At 60.4% G+C, this 19,735-nt stretch carries 13 protein-coding genes and 1 pseudogene; 4 read left to right on the top strand and 10 right to left on the bottom strand.

Annotated features, from left to right (window positions below):
• The first annotated feature begins 108 nt into the window (after positions 1-108).
• The 4 genes from JNL55_RS06320 (at position 109) to JNL55_RS06305 (ending at position 2,307) form a co-directional block, all read left to right on the top strand.
• Positions 109-630, top strand: coding sequence for an RNA polymerase sigma factor (locus JNL55_RS06320; RefSeq protein ID WP_293850851.1), 522 nt, complete (start codon positions 109-111; stop codon positions 628-630).
• Positions 627-1,649, top strand: a complete 1,023-nt coding sequence (locus tag JNL55_RS06315) for a FecR family protein (protein ID WP_293850849.1) — start codon at positions 627-629, stop codon at positions 1,647-1,649. The genes JNL55_RS06320 and JNL55_RS06315 overlap by 4 nt, the downstream gene beginning before the upstream one ends.
• Positions 1,650-1,753: 104 nt before the next feature.
• Positions 1,754-2,017: a type II toxin-antitoxin system ParD family antitoxin gene (locus tag JNL55_RS06310; protein ID WP_293850848.1), complete on the top strand. Its 264-nt coding sequence runs from the start codon at positions 1,754-1,756 to the stop codon at positions 2,015-2,017.
• Positions 2,017-2,307, top strand: a complete 291-nt coding sequence (locus JNL55_RS06305) for a type II toxin-antitoxin system RelE/ParE family toxin (RefSeq protein WP_293850846.1) — start codon at positions 2,017-2,019, stop codon at positions 2,305-2,307. The genes JNL55_RS06310 and JNL55_RS06305 overlap by 1 nt, the downstream gene beginning before the upstream one ends.
• 37 nt (positions 2,308-2,344) lie before the next feature.
• Here JNL55_RS06305 and JNL55_RS06300 read toward each other — a convergent pair whose 3' ends face one another.
• The 10 genes and pseudogenes from JNL55_RS06300 to JNL55_RS06255 all read right to left on the bottom strand — a co-directional run.
• Positions 2,345-4,261: an NAD(P)-binding protein gene (locus JNL55_RS06300; RefSeq protein WP_293850843.1), complete on the bottom strand. Its 1,917-nt coding sequence runs from the start codon at positions 4,259-4,261 to the stop codon at positions 2,345-2,347.
• A gap of 96 nt (positions 4,262-4,357) precedes the next feature.
• Positions 4,358-5,539 (bottom strand): serine hydrolase domain-containing protein, encoded by a 1,182-nt coding sequence (locus JNL55_RS06295; protein WP_293850841.1) that lies wholly within the window; start codon positions 5,537-5,539, stop codon positions 4,358-4,360.
• A 20-nt stretch (positions 5,540-5,559) separates the two neighbouring features.
• Positions 5,560-7,890, bottom strand: a complete 2,331-nt coding sequence (locus JNL55_RS06290; RefSeq protein WP_293850838.1) for a TonB-dependent siderophore receptor — start codon at positions 7,888-7,890, stop codon at positions 5,560-5,562.
• Positions 7,891-7,965: 75 nt separating this feature from the next.
• Positions 7,966-8,934, bottom strand: a complete 969-nt coding sequence (locus JNL55_RS06285; RefSeq protein ID WP_293850835.1) for a FecR family protein — start codon at positions 8,932-8,934, stop codon at positions 7,966-7,968.
• A complete protein-coding gene (locus JNL55_RS06280; protein ID WP_293850832.1) occupies positions 8,903-9,487 on the bottom strand; it encodes an RNA polymerase sigma factor in 585 nt (194 codons plus the stop codon). Before JNL55_RS06280 ends, JNL55_RS06285 begins: the two co-directional genes overlap by 32 nt.
• Before the next feature lie 130 nt (positions 9,488-9,617).
• Positions 9,618-11,954, bottom strand: a complete 2,337-nt coding sequence (locus JNL55_RS06275) for a S9 family peptidase (RefSeq protein ID WP_293850829.1) — start codon at positions 11,952-11,954, stop codon at positions 9,618-9,620.
• Positions 11,951-14,044 (bottom strand): prolyl oligopeptidase family serine peptidase, encoded by a 2,094-nt coding sequence (locus JNL55_RS06270; RefSeq protein ID WP_293850827.1) that lies wholly within the window; start codon positions 14,042-14,044, stop codon positions 11,951-11,953. The genes JNL55_RS06275 and JNL55_RS06270 overlap by 4 nt, the downstream gene beginning before the upstream one ends.
• The gene (locus tag JNL55_RS06265) at positions 14,041-16,140 is read right to left on the bottom strand and encodes a S9 family peptidase (RefSeq protein ID WP_293850824.1); all 2,100 of its coding nucleotides are present in this window, start codon (positions 16,138-16,140) and stop codon (positions 14,041-14,043) included. The genes JNL55_RS06270 and JNL55_RS06265 overlap by 4 nt, the downstream gene beginning before the upstream one ends.
• Before the next feature lie 22 nt (positions 16,141-16,162).
• Positions 16,163-19,429, bottom strand: coding sequence for a TonB-dependent receptor (locus JNL55_RS06260; protein ID WP_293850822.1), 3,267 nt, complete (start codon positions 19,427-19,429; stop codon positions 16,163-16,165).
• An 86-nt stretch (positions 19,430-19,515) separates the two neighbouring features.
• Positions 19,516-19,735: pseudogene (locus JNL55_RS06255) on the bottom strand (iron dicitrate transport regulator FecR); the annotation flags it as partial.

Genomic DNA, 19,735 nt, shown 5'->3' with positions numbered 1-19,735 from the left:
GGGCCCAGAATTTATTTGCACCCCCAGGGTGGCCAGTGGCCGCGCGGCCCCCTCTTTACTCATAGGCGGGTTGCCAATCGAGGCTGAATTGAGGATAGGGTCGGTGCGGTGAGCGAGCACAAGCTGCTACATCAACTGTTCACGGCGCGAGCGCGCCAGGTGACGAGCTTTTTCCGTCGCCGGATCGTGCAACAGACCGATGCCCCTGATTTGAGTCAGGAGGTGTTCCTGCGCCTGTTGCGTTTACAGGACTTGAGCAGCATCGCCGATCCGCAAGGCTACTTGTTCACCGTCGCGGACAATCTGTTGCGCGAACGGGCCCATGCCAAAGGCTGGCAAGGCCAGGCATTGCGCGTGCCCCTGGAAGACTCGTTGAACGCCCCGGAGCTATCCGTCGAGGCGCACACCGAGCGAGAAATCGACACCGAACGATTGGTCGTGCGACTGCGCGAAGCCCTGAGCACGCTGTCGGCACGAGATCGTGAGGTACTGAAACTGGTTTACGAGGAGAACTTGTCGTATCGGGAAATTGCCCGGCGCTGGGGCGTCACCAAAAGCGCCGTCGAGAAAGCGGTGGCTAGAGCCACCTTGCACTGTCGCCAGCAAATGGATGTAACGGAGGCGCCATGAACCGAACGACGGATGACCTGATTCGAGCCGCAGTCCGCGAACAGGCCAGTGCCTGGTCGGCACGCCTGTTGAGCGGCGAACTCACACCTACCGAGAAGGTCGAGTTCCTCAAATGGCTACAGGACAACCCGCATAACGTGCGGGAGTATCTGGAAACGGCGCGCATGGCCAAGCTCATGTCGCGTGCGTTCGATGGTTTGACAGTCGAATCGCCAGAGCAAGCCGAGAGCGATGCCAACGTAGTGGCGTTGCATCCGTCTGCCGTCCTCAGCCGGGATTCGCGTCGGCGCTCGACTCGCTTTTTGCCACTCGCCGCTGCTGCTGTGATTGCGAGCGTCGCGGTGTACTGGGGCTTTCAGTATGTGAATCCGCCGGGCTCGATGACGGTCAAAGTAGCGCACGGCGATCAACGCACCGTTCGTTTGAGCGACGGCTCGGTGATTCATCTCAATTCGGAAACGCGTACGCGCGTACGTTACTCAGAGCATGAACGCCTGATCGAACTAGAAAGCGGCCAAGCACTATTCAGCGTGGCCCACGACACCACTCGTCCCTTTCGCGTCCGCGCTGGCGGCACAGAAGTCGTGGCTGTGGGTGCTGAGTTCGACGTATACCGACGTGCCGGCGGCGACATCACCGTCACCGTCGTGGAAGGCAAAGTCGACGTCGTCGGCCCTGCATCTGCGCCCACTGACACGCCGCTGCGACTGAGCATCGGCCAGCAAGCGCAGTTGAACAAAGGCATCCCGAAGATCGCCGCTATCGACGTCAACGCAGAGACAGCCTGGATCCGCCGCGAGATCGTGATCAGCGGCCGCCCTTTGAGCGAAGTGGCCACCGAGTTCAATCGCTACTTGAGCGTTCCTATCTACATCGACGACGAAACGCTGCGCGACACTCGGATCAGCGGCACTTTCTCTGCTTACAACGAAACCGCGTTCCTGGCATTCCTACGCGAGTTCGAAGGCGTGCAAGTCGACGTCGGCGAGCGCGGGATTCATGTCACTCGCGAGCGGTGATGGCGTAGGGCACCGTCAGGGTAGCGAAATATCGCCCCTTGAAGGCAGCCATCAAAGGCGTAGACTATGACTATCTATTATTAACTATTAGTTAACCCATTCCCATGCCCACCAGCGTAGCCCTTGGCAGTCACTTCGAGGAATTCGTGAGGAAGCAGCTCGACTCCGGGCGCTTCAACAACGTCAGCGAAGTCGTGCGAGCCGGTTTGCGCCTACTGGAAGATGAGCAAAAGCTTCGCGAGATTCGCTACAGCGAGCTGCGGGCCGCGATCCAAGAAGGGGTCGATAGCGAAGACGCGGGGTCTATCGAAGAAGTCGTCGCTAGAAATCGCGCCCGCCGTGGCAAGGGCAAAACGTCGAAAAAATAATGCGCGTCCGGGTCTCACGTCGAGCGGAGATGGATCTCGCCGAGATCACCGATTTCATCGCGCTCGATAACCCGGAACGGGCGTCTCAGTTCGAAGACGAATTAATCGAACATGCGCAGAGAATTGCTCGCGCACCGCTCGCCTACACCGAACGCACTGATCTACGACCCGGACTGCGGTCTTGCTCGCATGGAGCCTACGTAATCTTCTTCACGCTGGACGATCGTGGCGTTCGTATCGAACGCATTCTTCACGGGGCACGTGATTTGGGGCCACTGCTCAATCAGTAGCGAGCGTGACCAACCGTCAGTCGACAGCGCCTCTGTGCTACACAAGCACCGCCAACGCCTGCTTCGCCGCCCTTCTCCCCTCCGTAGCGGCCCAGCGCCAGTTTTGATGGCCGTTGAACTCGGAATGACCGAAGGAGATGCGGCCGAAGGCCGTGCGAGCAATCGAACTCGGGGCGGGTTGGCCGCCGAGGCCGAAGTAGAAGCCGGGCTGAGGGGCGACGAACGCATGGCCCCAACGATTGAGAATGATGCCTTTGATGTCACGACGTGCATCGAAGCCATGAGCGCCGAACATGGTTTGTAACTGCTCGCGAATCTGCAACTCAAAGGCGCTGTAGTGAGTGCCGAATAGTTGCGCCCGCCCGGCAGCGGTCTGCGCGACGAGCGGCAAACCGGCGGTAGGAAAGCCCATATAAAACGTCAGCATCGCCGGATAGTTCGGATCGAGCGGCGGTGCGCGCTCACCGATGCGCACAGGCGAGCGAACATTGGTAAAGAACCCAAGCCCCTCGAACCAACGCGCGGCCGACACGCCGAGCTTGTCGAGATAACGCCAATGAGAAACGGCGACATTCGCAACCAAAATCGGCGCGTGATGAAACTGCATGAAGGCATCGAGATGACGCGAAGGAAGATCCCGAACGGCCCGACGCGTCACCCATGAACCGGTGCTCATGACAACGGCACGCGCCTGCACTCGCTGCAAGCGTCCGTCACGCGAATAAATAACTTCGACCGTCTTGGCAGTTTGCGGATCACCAACGTGACGCACGGCTACGACCATCGACTTGAGACGAATGCGCGTCTTGGCCGAAGCACGATCGAGTTCATCGAAACGAACCTTGCCCGTGGCAATGGACTCGAGATCGTTGCCACCCGCGATGGCATCCGGCCGGATGGCTTTGATGAAGTAGCGATACAACGTCGCATTGCCGCCCGGGAAGCCTTCCATGGGATTACCGAGCGCGGCAGTTTTGTCGGCAGCCGTTCCCGGCATCGTCAATTGTTTCGCAGCGAGGGCAGACAGCGCGTCACTACCAACACCGTAAGCGCTCGCGGCGAGAATCGGATCGACATAGCGGCGCCCCGCTTCACCGACACCGTAAGCCGTCTTCAAGAAATCAGCGTAACTGCGTTGGTCCATCCAAGCATCGTTGGCAGCGTCGGCGACGACGTGAGCGTCGCTCTTCTGCAGACGCAATAGATCGGCACGCGCTTGTGCATCGAACGGCGTTCGCTGCAATTCATCCGACCACATGTCGCGAACCCAACCGCCACGCTGACCATGAGTTCGCGGATCGAAGAAGTAGCCAATCGAGGCTCCCTCATCCCGCATCATCGGCTGATAGTACTCAGTGGCGATCCGCACGCCGCTTGCAACGTTGGCGGGTGTCGCGTGCAGGAACTCCTTGGGAATCCCAAGACGAGCCCACATTTCCTGAGCCAGATTCGGGGTCGCGCCCGCCTCCAGCGGCGGCGGCACGCGAAAGTTGTGCGACCCCTGCGGCCCCAACAGCCGATAACCGCCGACCTCCACCTCGTTCTGTTTGGCCGCGCCACCGAAGATCGCGTGATTCTCGAGCATCAGGCAGCGGCCGCCGCGGCCGGAGTCATGAAACTCCAACGCCGCCGACGCGCCAGCGAAGCCACCGCCGACGATCACCAGATCGTAGACATCGTCAACCGCTTGGGCCTTTTCCAGCTGTTGTTCGAAAGCGCCATCGCGTAGCGCATGGGCCGTGTTGACCACATCGGCGGTGTTGCCGTTGGACCGCGCGTAATCGCCGATGCCCGCAAAGCCGCCCCAACTCGCGTCGAGCCCCTGAGAACTCGCGATGGTCGGAACCCCCAACAACGCCGCGCCGGCGCCCACCAAGGTGCCGCCGACAAAATCCCGACGAGTGATGGACCGATCCAACCCCAACCGATGCGAAGAGCGATCGCGATTACGCATGCGTTCTCAAACCCGCGGTGAGCCGTACCGCGTTGGCATATCGCAGATCGGCGCTATGGCCGTCAAGCGGCGGATGCGATCCGCCGCTTGCCAGGTCTACTTGGCGGAACGCCCAACAGGCACAGCCAACTGGGGCATGAACAGCTGCGCGATGGACATCGCCGCTTCACCCACATCCGCGCCGCTGGCGTTGAAGTGAACCGCCACCACCACGTTCTGCTTATAGAAGTTCATCAGCATGCTTTGCGTGCCTTTGACGCTGCCGGCATGACCCGCATACGGCCGCCCAGCCGCATCCTTGCCCATCCACCACATCAGGGCCTGCTCTTTGTCTTGCGAAGGCGGCAACACGCCGGGACTGTTCTTTTTCATGAACTCGGACGGCATGGTCGGCAGCCCCGGCGGCAGCTGCAGCTTGTACATCGCGGTCTGGGTTTCCGGTTTGAGCAATTGCGCGCGGTTCAAAGCGATACCCAGCCGGCACAGGTCTTCGTCGCTGGCAATCATGCCGCCGCCAGCATACTTGTAGCTCACGTCCTCATCGGGCGCCTTCTGTAACTGCGGCTTGTTGACGTCCACTGGATAGGTCTGGCTACGCAGATAGCCTCGGCCCCGGCGCGGCACGACTCGACTCGGCACGTCGAACTGAGTGGACAGCATGCCGGCAGGAATCCACACCTGCTCTCGCAAGTAGGTCTCGAACGCCCGGCCACTCACCGACTCCACGATGCCCTGGATCAAGTTCACCGCGTACGACGAGTACATCCAATGCGAGCCCGGCTCGAACACCAACGGATCGTCGCGCCAGAACTGGGTGGCCGGTTCGAACTCGGCATAGTGCTTCACGATCTCGCCGAACTCGTTGTCCTTGTAGTGACGAATGCCCGAGGTGTGCGTGAGGATGTGCCGCACCGTGATGGGCTTGTCCTTGCGAGGAAACCAAGGCAAGTAACGCTGTAGCTCGGCGTCGAGATCGACCTTGCCTTGCTCGACCAACTGCAGAATCGCCGTGACCGCAATCACCTTCGACACTGAGCCGATGTTGTGCACAGTGCGTCCGTTCTGCGGCGTGCCTGCTTCCAGATCGGCTTGACCCACGCCGCCCGAGAAAACGATTTGTCCGTCGACCGCCACAGCCGCAGACACGCCCGGCGCACCGGACTGCGTCTGCAATCGTTCCAAGTAGTCCAGCACTTCGGCACGGTCCGGCGACGCCGTTGCCGGCGCCAGCCAAACCAAACTCAACGCGCAAACGATCAGAGACAACGTTCTTTTCATCATTATTCTCATGGTCGTTCTCACCAGTTACGCGTCAGCGTACCGAGCACCATGCGCTTGTAGCCGTAGTAGACGCTGTTCGGATAGAAGCCGGGATTGAAGTAATCCTTGTTGGTCAAGTTGGTCACATTCAGGCCGAGCTTGTAACTGCCAAAGCTGTAGTGCGCACCCACATCGACGAGCACATAGCTGGGAAACTCGATAGTGTTGGGTGTGTTGAACGCCTCACCGACGTAACGCACGCCTCCGCCGAGATTGAGCCCCGGCACGCCGCTGGAGAATGTGTAGTCGAGCCAGCCCGATGCGCTGTGCCGAGGCACGCCCAACTGCCGCAACCCTTGCGAAGTCACACCCGCCGAATTCGGATTGGCCTTGGTCACTTTCGCATCGGTGTAGGCATACGCGAAGATCAGGTTGAACGACTCACCCACCGGCGTGCGAGCTTCCAACTCGAAGCCGCGCGAGCGCACTTCACCTTGCTGCGTGTTGAAGCCGGCATGCTCCACATCCGGCGTCGACACGTTGATCTGGGTCAGCTGATAAACCGTCGCAGTCACCGAAGATCGCGTGCCGCGCGGCTGATACTTCAACCCGCCTTCGACCTGCTTGCCTTCGGTGGGCTCGAACAACTTGCCGTCCCAAGTCACCGCAGCACTAGGCTGAAACGACGTGGAATAACTCACGTACGGCGCGAAACCACTATCGAATTCGTAAACCGCGCCGGCACGGCCAGTCAGCTTTTTGTCTTCAAGCTCGGTGCGCACACCCGTCAACCGATTTCTGGAAAACGTTTTCAACGTATCGTGACGAGCATTGAGCGTGACCACGAAGCGATTCCACTTCAGCTGATCTTGCAGATACACGCCGTACTGATTGAGCCCGTCAGCGAAGTGCCGTGACAGCGTCGCATTCCACACGATGGGAATGTCATAGACAGGCGCATAGAGATCCAGAAAGCCCGCCGACCCGTTCAGCTGCCGCAATGTCGTGCGTACCCGCGCGTAGTCGAAGCCGCCGAGAATGCGATGCTGAACCGAACCAGTCTCGAGGTCGTATTCGAGATTGGTGTCGGCGGACAACTGCTTCTCGGTATCGTCGCGATCGTTAGCGCCGCGATTCTCCAACCGATTGTTGACCAGCAAGCCCAAGCTGCGATCCGAAGTATTGTGGAACTCGGATTGCGAGTCGCTGTAGCGAACGACTTGATTCAATCGCAAGCTGTCGGTCAGCCGCGTATTGAACAAATAGCCGAGCGAGGCGTACTCCATGTTGATCCGATTCCAATCCGGATTGCCCAGAAAGCGCTCGTGCGAAATCTGGCCGTTGGGGTTGGCGAACAAGGTGCCGATGGCGGGATAGCTCTGCTCGCTGCCCGAGGTGGTGGTCTCGAAGTACTGGCCGAGCAATGTCACCGACGTGGCGTCGCTGATGCGCCAGGTCAACGCCGGTGCGACATAGAAGCGATCGTCGCGGCCGTAGTCGTACTGCAACTCCGAATCGCGATACATGCCGGTCAGGCGATACAACAGTTTGCCGTCGCTGCTCAGCGCGTCGCCGAAGTCGGCACCGATCTGATAATGATCGTAGCTGCCTGCTTTGAGTTGCACCTCACGCACCGGTTCGTCGGTGGGCCGTTTGGTCGTCAAGTTCACCAAACCGCCAGGATTACCCTGGCCGTACAGCACCGACGCCGGGCCTTTCAGCAACTCGATGCGCTCGAGCGCGTACGGCTCGACGTTGCCAGTCAGCGAGGTGTACTGCTGTCGCAAACCATCGCGATACACGCTTTCGCCGTTGGTGTTGGCGCGAAACCCGCGCAGGTAAAAATCTTGAATGCCTTGGCCACCGGGATAGTCACGAAACTTGATGCCGGTGGTGTAGCTGAGCGCTTGATTGAGATCCTGCACACCGCGCAGCGCCATCTCGTCACTGCTGACGACCGAGATGGATTGCGGCGCTTCGATCAGCGGCGTGTCGGTCTTGGTCGCCGTCACCACCACTTCGTCGAGTGTTCTCGGTGCATCAGCGGACGCGACTTGTTGTTTCAATGTATAGGTGCGGCTGTCACTGGTCCCGACGACGATGTCGGTTCCTTTCAGCAGCAGTCCCAAGCCAGCGTCGACGCTGTAGCTGCCGTGGACAGCTGCGGTGCGTTTGCCGGCGATTACTTCATTCGCTGCGAGAATCTGCACATCGGCTTGTCGCGCGAACTCGGAAATGCCAGTCACGGCATCTTGTTCGGGGACATCGAAACTGACGACTTGTGCGTGCAGTGGAGCGGACAGGGTCACGGTACACACCGAAGCGGCGAGCCATGACGCGGGGCCAGGAATCATCGAACGATCGAACATGTGGTTTCTCCCTGTTTGTCTTAAAAGAGGAATGGGAGAAAAAAATCCTCGCGGGTCCCACCAAAAAAATAAAAATTATTTTCGCGGCACCAACCGAATCGTATCCGGACTGACTTCCATGCGAGCATCGAGCGTCGAAACCACCGCTCGCGCGAACTCTTCAGGCTCGTTGACTCGGAATCGGCCGACCAGTTGGCGCGCGCCGAGCGTCGGGTCATCGATCACGATGCGTCGGGGGTTGTAGCGATTGAACTCGGCCGCCGCGTTGGCCAGCGTCTGACCTTCCAAGCTGATCTCTCCCACGCGCCAGGAGAGCGCACGAGCAATCTCAGTGGGAGCATCTTCGAGCACCGTCGTATTGTTCTGTTCCGTGACGAAAGCCCGCGCACCAGCGGCGAGTCGCAAGGCTTTGTCTTCATCGCCGGCGATCCAGGTGCTCACGACACCTTCTGTCACGAGCACATCGACGCCATGCTCGCGTTTGCGAACTGAGAAAGCGGTGCCGACCGCTTTGACTCGCACGCTGCCCGCCTTGACGATGAACGGGCGCGCGGCATCTTTGGCCACTTCGAAGAAGGCCTCGCCCGCTTCGAGCTCCACATCGCGCTGCTCGGCTCGCATTGAGGCCTTCAGCTGGCTTTGTGAATTGAGGCTGGCGCGCGAGCCGTCGGTCAGTGCGACCTGCCTGATCTCGCCCAACTCAGTGCCGTACCGCTCCGCGCCTCCCAACAACAGCGCCAGCATCGCGACACTTGCCGCCAACGCAACGCCGACACCGGTCGAGATGAAAAAGCGCCGGCGCGCCGCCAGCGAAGCAATTCGTTGGATCTCTTCAACGGAGCGGCCACCGGACAGTGCACGAGCCCGGCTCATGAAATCCCACGCCGCTTCCGCCCGAGTCACGGCACCCACGCGACGTTCATCGCCCGCGAGCCATGCGTCGAACTCGCGCTGCGTGGTCTCATTCCAATCGCCACCATCGCGACGGGCCAGCCACTCGATGGCGGCTTGCTCAACCTTTTTCGCTGTCTCGCGTTCGCTCATGCCCTCTCGCCCCTGCGGCCTTGGCCTCCGTCGCTCCATCTTCCAACATACCTTTCAGAATCAACCGAATACCTCGGGCCACTTCGCGCTCGATCACGGCCTCACGAACCCCGAGCGCCTCGGCTGCTTCACGTTGTGACAGCCCATGAATCTTGCGCAGCTCGATGACCCAGCGACAACGCGACGGCAGCGAGGCAATGATGCGCTCCACGCGGGCCAGCTCGGACTGCCCGGCCACCACTCGCTCCGGAGAGGCGGCCTCGTCCAGCACATCCAAACTGTCCACCTGCGCGATCGTGTCGATGCGAACCACTCGCGCGCGGCGAATCTGCTCCAGCAAGACGTTGCGCACGACCCGAAAGAAATAGGCCCGAGGATTATCGATGTGTGCCACATCTTGGAGCGCCGACATGCGGCAGTAGGCTTCTTGCAGGACGTCGTCAGTGTCGCCGGGCACGCGCAGCGCCCGCCGCAGCCACGCACGCACTTCCTTTTCGTACGGCAGCACGTGCCTGCCAATCCAGCTGATGGTGGAGAGCCGGCCTGTGGACACTACTTAGAACCTGAATCGACGCAAAATTCGGCGCCGCTCATTGAAGATGCACGGCGGGAAATTTTCCACCCCCTCGGGCGATATTTTTTTGGGGAGGGCGTAAATCCTCCGGTGGCCTGTCAGCCGCCGCTCATTGCCTGCTCCCTGGCGTGGATATCCGGTACTCCTGCGGCGGCTCCGTCCCCAGCAGGTGCTTGACGAAGAAATCCCAACGCCGCCGCGTGTAGTAACCGTCCGCGCCGATGAACGGCTGCTGTGGCTTGCTCACGTCGTTGAGCGCATGGCTGCGGTTGGGCAGCACCACCAAGTCGAAATCCTTGTTGGCGGCCACCAGCGCGTCGATCATCTGCAGGGTGTTGGTCGGGTGAACGTTGTCGTCCATGGTGGCCATCATCAGCAGCAACTTGCCTTGCAAGTGTGGCGCGAGCGGCAGATTGGAAATACTCTCGTAAGCGCCCTGCTCGACCGGATAACCCTGGAAACGCTCGCCCCACGCGGCGAGATAGCTGCGCTGGTCGTAGTTACCGACGCCAGCCACGCCAACCTTGAAGAACTCGGGATACTTCAGTAGCGCACGCACCGACGCGTAGCCGCCGCCGGAATCGCCGTAGATACCAACGCGCTCGACATCCATGTAGGGATGACGGGCTGCGAGTTGTCGAAGCGCACTGATGTGATCCTCCAAGCCACCGGCATCGCCCATGTTGGCGTAGGAAACGTCGTGGAAGGCTTTGGATCGATTCGGAGTGCCCATGCCATCCACCGCCACCACGATGAAACCGAGCTGCGCGATGGCCTGATCCTGTCGCTCGCCCTCGGCAGTGAATTTCTTTTGCACGCGGGTGATTTGCGGGCCCGGGTAGATGCTGTCGATGACCGGATAGCGCTTGCTCGGATCGAAGTCCACCGGCTTGATGATGACGCCGAAAAGATCGGTGACTCCATCTCGCGCTTTCACTGTAAAGCGCTCGGGAGACTTCCAACCCGTCGCGAGCAGTGCACTGATATCGGCACGCGCCACCGTCATTACCTGAGCGCCGTCGGCAGCACGAAGTGTCGTGACAGGAGGTGCGTCGACTCGTGAGAACGTATCGACGAAGTACTTGCCGTCACGCGACGCCTGCACCGTATGATCGGCGTCCTCTGGCGTCAGCAACTGCAAGCGCGATCCGTCGAGTTTGACCCGATACAGGTGGCGATAATAAGGATCGCGACCGGCTTCTCGGCCAGCGCCGAGGAAGTAAATCCATTGACCTCGCCCGTCGACGTGCACGATTTCACGAACCAGCCAATCGCCGGACGTGATGGCGTTCTTGATGGCACCGGTCGCGATGTCGACGCGATACAAATGATTCCAGCCCGAGCTCTCGGACACCCAGATCAGCTCATTGCGCCCGGGGACCAAACGCATCATCGCCGCCGCCCCACGGTCTCGATAAGTCGCGCTGCGCTCTTGGAGCAACACCCGACTCTTCCCGGTGGTCGCGTCAGCAGCGTACAGATCCACCTGCTTACTGCCGCGCTCTTCGGAGCTGAAGAACACCGAAGCGCTATCAGCACTCCACAGGATCGGAAACTCTGTTAGCGACAGCGGCGTGGGCAACTGCAAAGCCGGAGCATCCAGAACGATCCGACGCCGAGTTTCCAGATCGAAAATCATCAACTCAGCGCGCGGCACATGCGCATCGCCAGCCAAGGCGTAGTGATAGCTGTGCAGTACCGGCGCACCTCCCGGCACATCCTGCAACAGATGCATGCGACGAACCTCGCGCATATCCAACCGATACGTGAGGATCTTTTTCGAGTCGGGCGAGAACAGCACCACTGGCGGTGACGGCAGTCCACGCGAGCGGTCGCTGATCGTGGTTCGTTTCAGCTCCGAGCCATCGGCGTAACCGTAGTCCTCGACACCGTCATCGGTCAGCGCGAACTCCGTGCCGCTCGCGGCGTCCGTCAAGATTAGATTGAATTCGCGAAGATCGAGCAGCCATCGGCCGTCGGCAGATCGCACCTGATTGACGGGCGGCGAGGCCTTGCCGTCCACCGGCGAACATACATATGTATCGAGCGTGCATCCTGCCGCCTTGCCCTGATAGCCGACCTGCAGTGTTCGGCCGTCCTTTGACCAGCTCAGCCGATCGAACGGCAGCTGCTTCGGGTCGAGGCGCACCCCGACCAGCGACGACAACGCACTGGCGAGGCGTTCATGATCGAAAGCAGGCGCCTGCGACTGTCGACGCGCATCGACGCGTTGAAAGATGTGACCATCGACCGTCTGACTGCGATACCAAAAGGTGTCGGGCCCGGTCCAAGTGGGCGTTATCTTTTCGTTCAGCACCAGCTTGCGAGCATGCCACGCGAGGTAGCTCTCAGCGCGCCGGTAGTTCTCCAACATGTCCGCACTGCTGGAAACGGCTGCCGCCAACAGAGCGAGCGCCAACGCGGCGCAGGTCATGCGATTCTTCATTCGGTGGTATCGGCTCGGAGGTGTCGTTCGAAAAACTCGTAGACGCGCGCCATCGGGAACGAGCGCAAGTCGCCGTGCGTGGCGCCGGGAATCAGTTGAAATTCGGCATCGACGCCCTTGGCCAGCAGCCGGTGCCCGAGATCGATCACCGCTTCCACGTGGCCGGAGGTGTCGGCGTCGCCGATGGTGAACAGGATCGGTGCTCGCCAGTGTTCCAGGCTCGGCGACGATGCTTTGGCGAGGTCGTCGGCCAGCGAGCGTTCCGAGAGCGCGACGAACTCCGGTATGGCATCGCCGTCTTTCTTCAGCTCGACGATCCAGTCGGCGATACCGCTCATGTGCACGCCAGCTCGATAGTCTTGCGGCAGCTTGTCCAACGCCAGGCCGACCAGATGTCCGCCGTAGGAGTAACCCATGATGCCGATGGCGTTAGCGTTCACACGCGCATCAGCTTTCAAATGCCGAGCCAGCGCCGACAGATCCAACAACTCGCTGGCGCCTGTGGCGCCGCGCTCAGCCGGATATCGAAAGTCGAGCCCGAGCCCGGCGCTGCCCCGGTAGTTCATGAACACGACCACGTAGCCACGACTCACGGCGTACTGAGCGAAAGGCGTGTAGTCGCCATAACGATCGCCCGGAAGCACCCGACTGATTGGTCCGCCCTTGCATATGACGATGATGGGAAACCCTTCGCGAGGCGCGGGCCCGCGAGGCTGCATCTTCAAGTGATAGCTCGTGACTCCATCGCCAGCCGTCACAGTGAAAACGGTCGTGTCGACGAACTCGCGCCACACTGATTGATGTTCCTTGGCGACCGCCGCAGACGGCGTCAGTGCTCGAGTACTACCGTCCTGGCGCCGAACGACCCGGCGTAGCGGCATGCGGCCGCGCTCACTGGCGAAGTAAACAATGTCACCGGTAGACAGCATGCCCGGCAGTTGCTCGACGCTATCGCCTTTGGTGAGCTGCTCGAACCGGCCATCGGTCAACGACAAGCGCCACAGATGAGATCGGCCCAGATCTGAGTGATTGCTCTCGAACACCATGGTCTGATTCGCAGCATCCACGCGTGGCCGACCGATCTCTCCTTGGCCCGGTGTCAACAACGCAGCGACACCGCCTTTCGAAGAGACGGAATAAAGCAATGGCCAGCCGGTCTTCTCCCACGCAAAGACCAAGCGACCCTCGGCAGTCCACACCGGTGGAAACAACTTCGGCGGCACATAGCTACCGCGCCCTGCATCCGCACGCCATGCCGTTCGAAGTTGACGTGATCGGACGTTCCAGACTGCGATGCTCCACGGCACGGCCGCCGTCTTGTCGATGAAGCGATGTTCACGAACCCAATTGCCGGGCACGCGAATGAACGCCAGTTTTTGCCCGTCGGGTGACCAGGACGGCTTGCTGTCGCGGTGAATGGCAGGATCCAGATAAGTGACCTCCCCCGACTTGAAGTCGATAACGCCGACATAGCTTTGTCCCGCTTTTCGCTGGCTCACGAACGCGAGCCGCTGACCGTCCGCTGAAAAAGTAAACTCACTGAAGGACACGGAGTTGGCGTGCCGGTCGTCGTCGATGGCCAGCAGCCGTGAGCGCTGCAACCCATTCGGCGTGATCCGAGCACGAATGATCGTGCCTTTTTCGCTGACCACGAACGACTCGCTGTCAGGCGCAAACGTCGGCGCAGAGCGCGGTACGTCAGCGCCGCTCGCCAGCTGCGTCGCCTGGCCAGTCTCAGTATTGGCTCGCCAAAGCTCTCGCTCGCCTCCTGGCCGCGCACGGACGTAGAGCACCGAGACGCCGTCGGGCAACGCGAACATGTCGACGATTCGAACGTCATCACCATGCTTGGTCAGCTGGCGCGGCTCGAACTCAGGCGCCAGAGCGACCCACAACTCGCTGCGTTCGTTCCAGAGAACATAGCGGCCTTGAGTCGAAGTCAAAGTTTCAGTGGCGTAGTCGGCCCAAGCACCGATGGCCGACTCATAGGCATCGATGGACTGCTGCAGAGTGAATCGCTCCGGCGGCACCGCTGCCGTCGCGGCGGAACCGATCAGGACGGCAGCACAGAGCCAACGCGAGACCCTCACGGCGTGGTCACCGTCGTCTTTGGTTGCTTCAAGCGCCGCTCGAAGAAATCCAAAGCCGCGTCTGCTCGTGCACGCAACATCGCATGCGTGGCTGGACTGTGCGTGCCATTGGGTTCGACCCAAGACTCCACCGGAATCTGTCGTTCCCGCAGGAGATATCCCAACTGGGAGGCTTCTTGGATCCACCCCGCCTGATCGTCCCCGCCAGCAATGAACAAGATCGGCGCACGCCAACCAGACAGATCAGCCATGGCAGACGATTTGTAAGCCAACTCCTCCAACTCCAGGCGCTTGGTCAAACGAAACGGCAACGGCGCACCGCCGGCATCGAGCTCCAACTCCATCTGCCAATCCGTGACGCCGACGATGCTGACGCCGGCTGCAAATAGCTTCGGCGCACGCGCCAACGCCGCCGTGGTCAGATACCCGCCATACGACAAACCAAAGATGCCAATGCGATCGCTTGCAACTTCCGGCAACGCTCGCAAGTACTCGCCTGCCGCGACAATGTCCGCAAGGTCGGTGCCGCCAGCCGCGCCATAGCCTTGCGCTTCTCTGAATTTGAGACCATATCCGAGGCCGCTGCGGAAATTGGGAACGATCACGGCGTAGCCGCTCATCACCAGCGACTCGACCAAGCCGGCCAGATGATTCGGCCGCAACGTTTGAATGGAGCGAGAGCCGCCGTGCGCGTACACCAACGCCGGCACTTTCCCTGAGCCCACCTTCTTGGGCCGATAAAGCAGCGAGCGAGACACCACACCATCCGCCGCTTTAACCTCGACGATCTCCGGCTCGGGCAGCTCCTTCGCAGGAAATTCCGACGGCGTGGCATTCGCGACCAGCGCTCGCGGCTTACCTTGAGCACCGATGAGCATGATCTGCCCCGGTTCGCGCGGCGTGTACGCGTCGACCGCCACCGCACCGTTATCTAGAAGCGCCGGCGGAGCGAAGTACGCCGTGACGCCATAGCCCGCCAACAGTTCTTTAGGCTTGCCACCAGCGACCGGAACGCTAAACAAGTCGTAACGTTCGCGCAGCTCGGTGTTCGCGTGATAGTAAAGCGTGCGCCCGTCACGAGCGATCGTGACCGCCGCGACCTCGCCCTCACCCGAAGTCACTGCACGTGGAACTCCCTCAGTACGTGAGAGACGATAGATGTGCGACCAGCCCGTCTTCTCCCACAGGAAAACCAACTCGTCATTACCCGACCAAAGCAATGCCTTGTAATAAGCAGCGCTGCCAGCCCCGCGGTCAGCAGTCCATCGAGTCGCAACCTGCCACGTGCTGGTGTCCGCGATCATCAGGGACCAAGGCACTACGTCGGCTTTCTGATCGAAGCGATAGCTTTGCACCGGCTCGCTCGATCGCGTGAATGCCAGCCAGCGACCATCGGGCGACCACACCGGCGACGCGTCTTTATCGATGCTCGGAGCTAAGAAGCGGATCTGCCGAGTCGCAACGTCGAACACGCCGATCATGCTGAAGGCGCCACGGCCGTTGACGAACGCAAGGCGTTGGCCATCGGGAGACCAAGCAAGGCCGCCGATAGAACCACGAATAGTGAAGGCACGAATCGGTTGAATGGCTGCACCGGGCTTCGCCAACCACACGTCCCTACCTCGCGAGAAGGCCAGCGTGCTGCTATCCGGCGAGATCGCGAGATTGCCCGGTGTCGAGCCGCCGCCAGCAATTCGCTGCGGTTTGCCGTCGCTCAGGGCAACGACCCACAACGCACGCTCCTGCGGGTCGGCAAGATTCAGCGGATTATTGGCTTCGCCCGACGTGTTCGATGAACTGCCGCGCACATACGCCAGCCACGTTCCATTCGGCGCGAGCGTCAAGCCTCCAAGCAATTGTCCATCGTCGTCCGGATAACTCAGCAACACGCGCGGTGTGAGTCGCTCGCCCTCGGCGACCCACACACTCTGCACACCCCGCAATTCCCTGGTCCAAGTCAGTACCGGAGCCTCCTCGGCGGCTTGCAGCTCTCCCTGCTGCGGGTAGTTATCCAAGTAACGAGCGACGAGGTCAGTCGCCGCATGAGTCACGGACGCAAGCAATAGCGTACCGAGCAACGTCGCACGTCGCAGCACAGTGGAATCCCCCGGATGAAAACTAGAATTTTTTGACGAGCGACAGCTGATACGAACGTAGCAACAGATCGCCGAACGGACTGGTGTAGTACGTTACGCGCGCATCGAACGGCGGCTTCTCATCGAACACGTTCTTGATGTTCAAGCTCACCGTCGTATCCGCCAGCAGCGAGTCATACCAAGAGCCGCCGCCCGGGGCGAGCGAGTCCGTGGAATAGGCCAGCAGAAAATCATGATAGGTCTGGTTAGGAATCTCGTACGCTCCCTGCGCCAGAATGTATGCACCATTGGCCGCGCGATCCTGCGGGTAGCTGCCGTAGTGCGTGACATCCCATCCCGTCAGCCAATTGTGAAACGCCCACGAGATGCCGACGTTGCCACGGAACTGCAGCGGCGCGTTGCGACCGCCAACCTGGCCCACGATATCTTCCAACCCCGCCACCGGACTGCTCTGGATTTTGTAGTGATCGATGTAGGTCGCTTGGGCGGAGAAGTTGAACGTGCCCCAGTTATCCGTCTGTTTGCGATAGCTGACGCCAAAATCGTAGCCGTCGGTTTCACCGCGATTCGCATTGACCAAGGTCGAGTCGACTTCAGTGATCGCACCGACACCGTACGGATCGCCAGGCGCCACCGGGCCGCGAGTGATTCGTCCGGGGAACAGCGATTCCAGATTCACGATCTGCTGACCGGTGATGGTCAGGAACACGTTCTCGAGCTTGATGCGATACCACTGCACGCTCAGGCGCAGCCCGTCCACCCAGTGAGGCTCGAAGATCAGGCCGACATCGATGCTCTCCGACTCCTGCGGCTGCAGACTGGGATTACCACCCGAGCGGCTGCGCACGCTGGTGTTGGTATTACCGCGCAATGGATCGATCACATTCAGATTCGAAGCAGCCAACGTTCCCGGCAGCAACTGCGCATAGGTCGGTGGCAGGAACGCCGTGCTGAAGCTTGCTCGCAGCATCAGATCGTCCACCGGCTTGTAGCGCAAGCCCACCATGCCTTTGGTCTCCGTGTACTCAGTGGAGTTACGGACGACCGGCACGTTGGTGGCAACCAAGGATGCCGGCGAGGTGTATTGGAACGCGGTGTTGGAACTCACGTCGTAGCGCTCCATTCGTCCCGCCAACTGCAAGGCCAGATCCGCAAGACCTGGCAAAGCATTGCGCGAGGAAAAGAAGGGAATGGACGTTTCCAGATACAAACTATCGATCGTCTGCTTCTGATCCAGATAGACCTGGGTTTCGCTGTTCGCCGGATAGTTATCGAACACACGCAGGAAGTCGCCTTCATCCACGCTGTCGATACGGCGCTCGATGCCAATAGCGACCGTAGGCGCACCGGCCGGCATGTTCCACAATGGACCCGCCAAACGAATGGCGAAATCTTCGAGCTTGGAAGGTCCCGAGAAACCGAAAGTGCCCAGGTACTGACTCAAGTCCACCTGATTGCCGACCACGTCTTGCAATAGATTGAGCGCGCCGGAGTTCAGATCGGTAGTGAGCGGGCCGCGATTGTTGTAGTTCCTGGAACGATAACTGTAGTCGGCAAGGTTGTAGGTGTAGTCAGCCTCCGCGCTCCATTCATGCGGCAGACTCGCGACCACGCCGGCCACGAAACGCCGCGTCAAGCTCTCAGTCTTGTACGGAAAGGCGTAGTCGGACGGAAAGCTGATGCGTACGTTCTGCTGGAACGGATTCGTGGGCGCGTTGGCCGGAATGACCACCGTATCGCTGAAGGGCGACGTGGTCGCTTCGGTTCGATTGCGGCCGTAGAAATATTCCGCGAATACATCCAGCCAATCGGTCATCTTTCTACGCGCGGAGAACATGAACGACTGCGCTTCAGGCGCCGAGCCCAAAGGCGCGAGATCGCCGTAAAGGTTATTGCCAGTGTGCGGCGGCGTGGTGTTGACCTGACCGGCGTTGGCGACCAGCAAGCGCGGATCGGAGCCGGGCCCATAGCCCACCGGAATGTAAGTGATGGGTGAATTGAGCGGCGTGCCGTCGTCGAGTGTCAGGTTGGCGCCGGTCGCGGACACGATGTTCGGCGTACTGCCGAGCAGATACGGCGAGGTATTCGTGCTGAGCAAGGAGGGATTGTTACGACGAACCCGATTCATGTAAGCCTGAACCAGATCGTTGCGATCCTCGCGTCGCAGATAATCCGAGTCGGACAACTGCCCGCTCACCACCAGCTGCGTGCGACCTTCCTCGAGCGATAAACCATAAGTGCCCGACACCATGCGTCGTGGCGCACTGGCGTCGAAAGGGTTCTCGTAACGCACGCGCATTTCGCCGCCGTCAAATGAATCCTTGAGCACAACGTTCACCATGCCGCCGACCGCAGCACCGCCATAGATGGCGGACGCCGACGTAGGCAGAGTTTCGATGCGCTCCACTGCCGACAGCGGAATGCCGTTAACGTCCGGCTGACCGTGCACGCCGAAGACGTTCGGGCCTGCAGTCCGGCGGCCGTTGATCAGAATCAACGTTTGATTCGCGCCGAGGCCACGCAGATTGATGGAGCTCGCGTTGCCGCTGGTATTGGGCGCTGTGCGACTGGCGACCGACGCCGTCGTGTTCATCGATAGGTTGCGCTTGAGAAAGTCCTCGACGTTGACGGCCGACGATTGCTCAATATCAGCCGCGCGAAAAATGTAGTACGGCTGCACATCGTTTTCGGTACGGATGATGTCGACGTTCTTATCGGTGAACGGCCGCTTGCGCAGCACCAGCACTTCGGCGATGTCTTCTTCACGGCTGATCGAGCCCTTCTGCTCCGAGCCTGGTGCCGAAGCAGATTCGGGATCAGCAGCGGTCTCGACGCGTTGACTCGCAAGACGGATGGCATCAGCCGACGCCGCCGGCTGCGTAAGAGACGCACCAGCGGAAACCGCAGCTGTCTCGACCTTACGCACCACCACGATGTTGTTACGCGTAAAGGAGAATTCGAGATTCGTTCCTCGCAGCAACTCGGCCAGCGCAGCGCGCGCCGACAGCGTTCCATTCACGCCACTGGTGCGCGTTTGACCGACGTCGCTTTCGGTGAAGATCAGTTGCATGCCCGACTGGGCCGCAAAAGCTTTGAGCGCGGTGGAAATCGACTGAGGTGCGATTTCGTAGCTTCGTTGCGGATTGTCTTCGGCTCTTACGCTCTGGACCGCGCAACCCAGCGCAATTACTGCAGCCGCTTGCACCTGCCAGGTGTGTAATAGCCGGCGCACGTCGGTGCGCAGACATCGAGATGAAACATCAACAGTCGCCGATCGATCGTTGCCCATTGCGCGCCCTTCTGGTTGTGTATTGGCCTGCAAGGATTCAAAGCTCCCTGCCAATGTTGACAACCGAAAAGGATCACCCCTCACAACTATTCGTTCGGCACACTCAACACCAGCGTGCCATCGGTGCTGCGCTCGATGTCGACGCGGAAGTACGCTTGCAAGCCTTCCGCGAACAATTCGTTCTTACCGGCTTCGAACGTGCCGCTGATGCGCGCACTCTGCAGCTGCGGAGCTCGCAGCACGATTTTGTCACGTGAATAGCGATTGGCTTCGACGATCGCTTCGCTCAGCGGCGTATCGCTGAAG

The sequence above is a fragment of the Steroidobacter sp. genome (genome assembly GCF_016790065.1).
Taxonomy (GTDB): domain Bacteria; phylum Pseudomonadota; class Gammaproteobacteria; order Steroidobacterales; family Steroidobacteraceae; genus Steroidobacter.
The sequence above is the reverse complement of the archived record's forward strand: the minus strand, read 5'-3'. Positions and strand labels throughout refer to the sequence as shown.

Excerpts from the sequence above, each read along its gene's own strand:
- JNL55_RS06285 (WP_293850835.1), bottom strand. The coding sequence starts at position 8,934 with ATGAGCGAACGCGAGACAGCGAAAAAGGTTGAGCAAGCCGCCATCGAG.
- JNL55_RS06305 (WP_293850846.1), top strand. The coding sequence starts at position 2,017 with ATGCGCGTCCGGGTCTCACGTCGAGCGGAGATGGATCTCGCCGAGATC.
- JNL55_RS06275 (WP_293850829.1), bottom strand. The coding sequence starts at position 11,954 with ATGAAGAATCGCATGACCTGCGCCGCGTTGGCGCTCGCTCTGTTGGCG.
- JNL55_RS06290 (WP_293850838.1), bottom strand. The coding sequence starts at position 7,890 with ATGTTCGATCGTTCGATGATTCCTGGCCCCGCGTCATGGCTCGCCGCT.
- JNL55_RS06260 (WP_293850822.1), bottom strand. The coding sequence starts at position 19,429 with ATGGGCAACGATCGATCGGCGACTGTTGATGTTTCATCTCGATGTCTG.
- JNL55_RS06295 (WP_293850841.1), bottom strand. The coding sequence starts at position 5,539 with ATGAAAAGAACGTTGTCTCTGATCGTTTGCGCGTTGAGTTTGGTTTGG.
- JNL55_RS06315 (WP_293850849.1), top strand. The coding sequence starts at position 627 with ATGAACCGAACGACGGATGACCTGATTCGAGCCGCAGTCCGCGAACAG.
- JNL55_RS06310 (WP_293850848.1), top strand. The coding sequence starts at position 1,754 with ATGCCCACCAGCGTAGCCCTTGGCAGTCACTTCGAGGAATTCGTGAGG.
- JNL55_RS06300 (WP_293850843.1), bottom strand. The coding sequence starts at position 4,261 with ATGCGTAATCGCGATCGCTCTTCGCATCGGTTGGGGTTGGATCGGTCC.